Consider the following 4,567-nt stretch of genomic DNA (forward strand, 5'->3'; position numbering starts at 1 on the left):
AATAGCCGGTTGGACGCACATACTGTGTGCATATCTGATCCAAAATTAAGTTTTGATGCAATGACGATCGTTGGAAATCTCAACCGAGACAACGCTCAAGCCCTTTCTAAATTTATGAGTGTAGAGCCCCAAATAAGACTTTGGGATATTCTTCAAACAAAGTTTAAAGCTAAAGCACTTCAAGAAAAAGTTTATATTGAATATGACAAAGTGAAAGCAGATAGTTGGGATAGACGTAATATGCGTATTGAATTTAATCCAAACAAACTTACACGAGATGAAATGATTTGGTTAAAACAAAATATAATAAGCTACATGGAAGATGACGGTTTTACAAGATTAGATTTAGCCTTTGATTTTGAAGATGATTTGAGTGACTACTATGCAATGTCTGATAAAGCAGTTAAGAAAACTATTTTTTATGGTCGTAATGGTAAGCCAGAAACAAAATATTTTGGCGTGAGAGATAGTAATAGATTTATTAGAATTTATAATAAAAAGCAAGAACGTAAAGATAATGCAGATGCTGAAGTTATGTCTGAACATTTATGGCGTGTAGAAATCGAACTTAAAAGAGATATGGTGGATTACTGGAATGATTGCTTTAGTGATTTACATATCTTGCAACCAGATTGGAAAACTATCCAACGCACTGCGGATAGAGCAATAGTTTTTATGTTATTGAGTGATGAAGAAGAATGGGGAAAGCTTCACAGAAATTCTAGAACAAAATATAAGAATTTGATAAAAGAAATTTCGCCAGTCGATTTAACGGACTTAATGAAATCGACTTTAAAAGCGAACGAAAAACAATTGCAAAAACAAATCGATTTTTGGCAACATGAATTTAAATTTTGGAAATAGTGTACATATTAATATTACTGAACAAAAATGATATATTTAAACTATTCTAATTTAGGAGGATTTTTTTATGAAGTGTCTATTTAAAAATTTGGGGAATTTATATGAGGTGAAAGAATAATTTACCCCTATAAACTTTAGTCACCTCAAGTAAAGAGGTAAAATTGTTTAGTTTATATAAAAAAATTAAAGGTTTGTTTTATAGCGTTTTATTTTGGCTTTGTATTCTTTCATTTTTTAGTGTATTAAATGAAATGGTTTTAAATGTTTCTTTACCTGATATTGCAAATCATTTTAATACTACTCCTGGAATTACAAACTGGGTAAACACTGCATATATGTTAACTTTTTCGATAGGAACAGCAGTATATGGAAAATTATCTGATTATATAAATATAAAAAAATTGTTAATTATTGGTATTAGTTTGAGCTGTCTTGGTTCATTGATTGCTTTTATTGGTCACAATCACTTTTTTATTTTGATTTTTGGTAGGTTAGTACAAGGAGTAGGATCTGCTGCATTCCCTTCACTGATTATGGTGGTTGTAGCTAGAAATATTACAAGAAAAAAACAAGGCAAAGCCTTTGGTTTTATAGGATCAATTGTAGCTTTAGGTGAAGGGTTAGGTCCTTCAATAGGGGGAATAATAGCACATTATATTCATTGGTCTTACCTACTTATACTTCCTATGATTACAATAGTAACTATACCTTTTCTTATTAAAGTAATGGTACCTGGTAAATCAACAAAAAATACATTAGATATCGTAGGTATTGTTTTAATGTCTATAAGTATTATATGTTTTATGTTATTTACGACAAATTATAATTGGACTTTTTTAATACTCTTCACAATCTTTTTTGTGATTTTTATTAAACATATTTCAAGAGTTTCTAACCCTTTTATTAATCCTAAACTAGGGAAAAACATTCCGTTTATGCTTGGTTTGTTTTCTGGTGGGCTAATATTTTCTATAGTAGCTGGTTTTATATCAATGGTGCCTTATATGATGAAAACTATTTATCATGTAAATGTAGCGACAATAGGTAATAGTGTTATTTTTCCTGGAACCATGAGTGTTATTGTTTTTGGTTATTTTGGTGGTTTTTTAGTGGATAGAAAAGGATCATTATTTGTTTTTATTTTAGGATCATTGTCTATCTCTATAAGTTTTTTAACTATTGCATTTTTTGTTGAGTTTAGTATGTGGTTGACTACTTTTATGTTTATATTTGTTATGGGCGGATTATCTTTTACTAAAACAGTTATATCAAAAATAGTATCAAGTAGTCTTTCTGAAGAAGAAGTTGCTTCTGGAATGAGTTTGCTAAATTTCACAAGTTTTTTATCAGAGGGAACAGGTATAGCAATTGTAGGAGGTTTATTGTCACTACAATTGATTAATCGTAAACTAGTTCTGGAATTTATAAATTATTCTTCTGGAGTGTATAGTAATATTCTTGTAGCCATGGCTATCCTTATTATTTTATGTTGTCTTTTGACGATTATTGTATTTAAACGTTCTGAAAAGCAGTTTGAATAGTTATATTATATTTTGGTTTAGAACTATGAGTGGCTAGCATTTTGCCACTCATTTTTTGCGTTAGCAAAAACAGGTTTAAGCCTCGCAGAGCACACGTATTAACGACTTATTGTAAAATAAGTCTAGTGTGTTAGACTTAAACTATTAAATACACATGAAACCTTTGTGCTTAGGAGTGATTTTTATATGTCTTATTCCATTGTTAGAGTTTCAAAAGTTAAATCTGGAACAAATACAACGGGCATACAAAAACATGTTCAAAGAGAAAATAATAATTATGAAAATGAAGATATAGACCATAGTAAAACTTACTTAAATTATGATTTGGTAAATGCTAATAAACAGAATTTTAATAACTTGATTGATGAAAAAATCGAACAGAATTATACAGGCAAAAGAAAAATTAGAACAGACGCGATTAAACACATTGATGGTTTAATTACATCAGACAATGATTTCTTTGATAATCAAACGCCAGAAGATACAAAGCAGTTTTTTGAATATGCTAAAGAGTTTTTAGAACAAGAATACGGTAAAGATAATTTATTATATGCAACAGTTCACATGGACGAAAAAACACCACATATGCATTATGGCGTTGTTCCAATAACTGATGATGGTCGTTTAAGTGCTAAAGAAGTTGTAGGTAATAAAAAAGCTTTAACAGCGTTTCAAGATAGATTTAATGAGCATGTTAAACAACGAGGATATGATTTAGAACGTGGGCAATCAAGACAAGTAACAAATGCTAAACATGAGCAAATAAGTCAGTATAAACAAAAAACAGAATATCATAAGCAAGAATATGAACGTGAGAGCCAAAAAACAGACCATATAAAGCAAAAGAACGATAAATTAATGCAAGAGTACCAAAAATCGTTAAATACGCTTAAAAAGCCTATAAATGTTCCGTATGAGCAAGAAACTGAAAAAGTAGGTGGTTTATTTAGCAAAGAAATACAAGAAACTGGAAATGTTGTAATAAGCCAAAAAGATTTCAATGAATTTCAGAAACAGATAAAAGCTGCTCAAGATATTTCGGAAGATTACGAGTATATAAAGTCTGGTAGAGCCTTAGATGATAAAGATAAGGAAATACGAGAGAAAGATGATTTATTAAATAAAGCAGTTGAGCGTATTGAAAATGCAGACGATAATTTTAACCAACTTTACGAAAATGCAAAGCCACTTAAAGAGAATATAGAAATAGCGTTAAAGCTTTTAAAAATCTTACTAAAAGAGTTAGAACGAGTTTTAGGAAGAAATACCTTTGCGGAAAGAGTTAATAAGTTAACAGAAGATGAACCAAAACTAAATGGTTTAGCAGGAAACTTAGATAAAAAAATGAATCCAGAATTATATTCAGAACAGGAACAGCAACAAGAACAACAAAAGAATCAAAAACGAGATAGAGGTATGCACTTATAGAACATGCATTTATGCCGAGAAAACTTATTGGTTGGAATGGGCTATGTGTTAGCTAACTTGTTAGCGAGTTGGTTGGACTTGAATTGGGATTAATCCCAAGAAAGTACCAACTCAACAACACATAAAGCCCTGTAGGTTCCGACCAATAAGGAAATTGGAATAAAGCAATAAAAGGAGTTGAAGAAATGAAATTCAGAGAAGCCTTTGAGAATTTTATAACAAGTAAGTATGTACTTGGTGTTTTAGTAGTTTTAACTGTTTACCAGATAATACAAATGCTTAAATAAAAAAAGACTTGATCTGATTAGACCAAGTCTTTTGATAGTGTTATATTAATAACAAAATAAAAAGGAGTCGCTCACGCCCTGACCAAAGTTTGTGAACGACATCATTCAAAGAAAAAAACACTGAGTTGTTTTTATAATCTTGTATATTTAGATATTAAACGATATTTAAATATACATCAAGATATATATTTGGGTGAGCGATTCCTTAAACGAAATTGAGATTAAGGAGTCGATTTTTTATGTATAAAAACAATCATGCAAATCATTCAAATCATTTGGAAAATCACGATTTAGACAATTTTTCTAAAACCGGCTACTCTAATAGCCGGTTGGACGCACATACTGTGTGCATATCTGATCCAAAATTAAGTTTTGATGCAATGACGATCGTTGGAAATCTCAACCGAGACAACGCTCAAGCCCTTTCTAAATTTATGAGTGTAGAGC

At 30.4% G+C, this 4,567-nt stretch carries 3 protein-coding genes and 1 pseudogene; all 4 read left to right on the plus strand.

Annotated elements, in window-relative coordinates; all coding sequences use genetic code 11:
* Positions 1-864 (plus strand): replication initiation factor domain-containing protein (locus FYJ81_RS12905; protein WP_154409733.1); only part of this gene is annotated, 864 nt, incomplete at its 5' end.
* A 161-nt stretch (positions 865-1,025) separates the two neighbouring features.
* On the plus strand, positions 1,026-2,405 hold the full coding sequence (tet(K), locus tag FYJ81_RS12910; RefSeq protein WP_002455970.1) for a tetracycline efflux MFS transporter Tet(K): 1,380 nt from the start codon (positions 1,026-1,028) through the stop codon (positions 2,403-2,405).
* A 186-nt stretch (positions 2,406-2,591) separates the two neighbouring features.
* A complete protein-coding gene (mobV, locus tag FYJ81_RS12915; protein ID WP_000122374.1) occupies positions 2,592-3,833 on the plus strand; it encodes a MobV family relaxase in 1,242 nt (413 codons plus the stop codon).
* A 526-nt stretch (positions 3,834-4,359) separates the two neighbouring features.
* A pseudogene (locus tag FYJ81_RS12920) lies at positions 4,360-4,567 on the plus strand (replication initiation factor domain-containing protein); the annotation flags it as partial.

Origin of the sequence: Staphylococcus sp. McC-251-APC-3A2, from assembly GCF_009695665.1 — a bacterium.
Lineage (GTDB): Bacteria > Bacillota > Bacilli > Staphylococcales > Staphylococcaceae > Staphylococcus > Staphylococcus cohnii.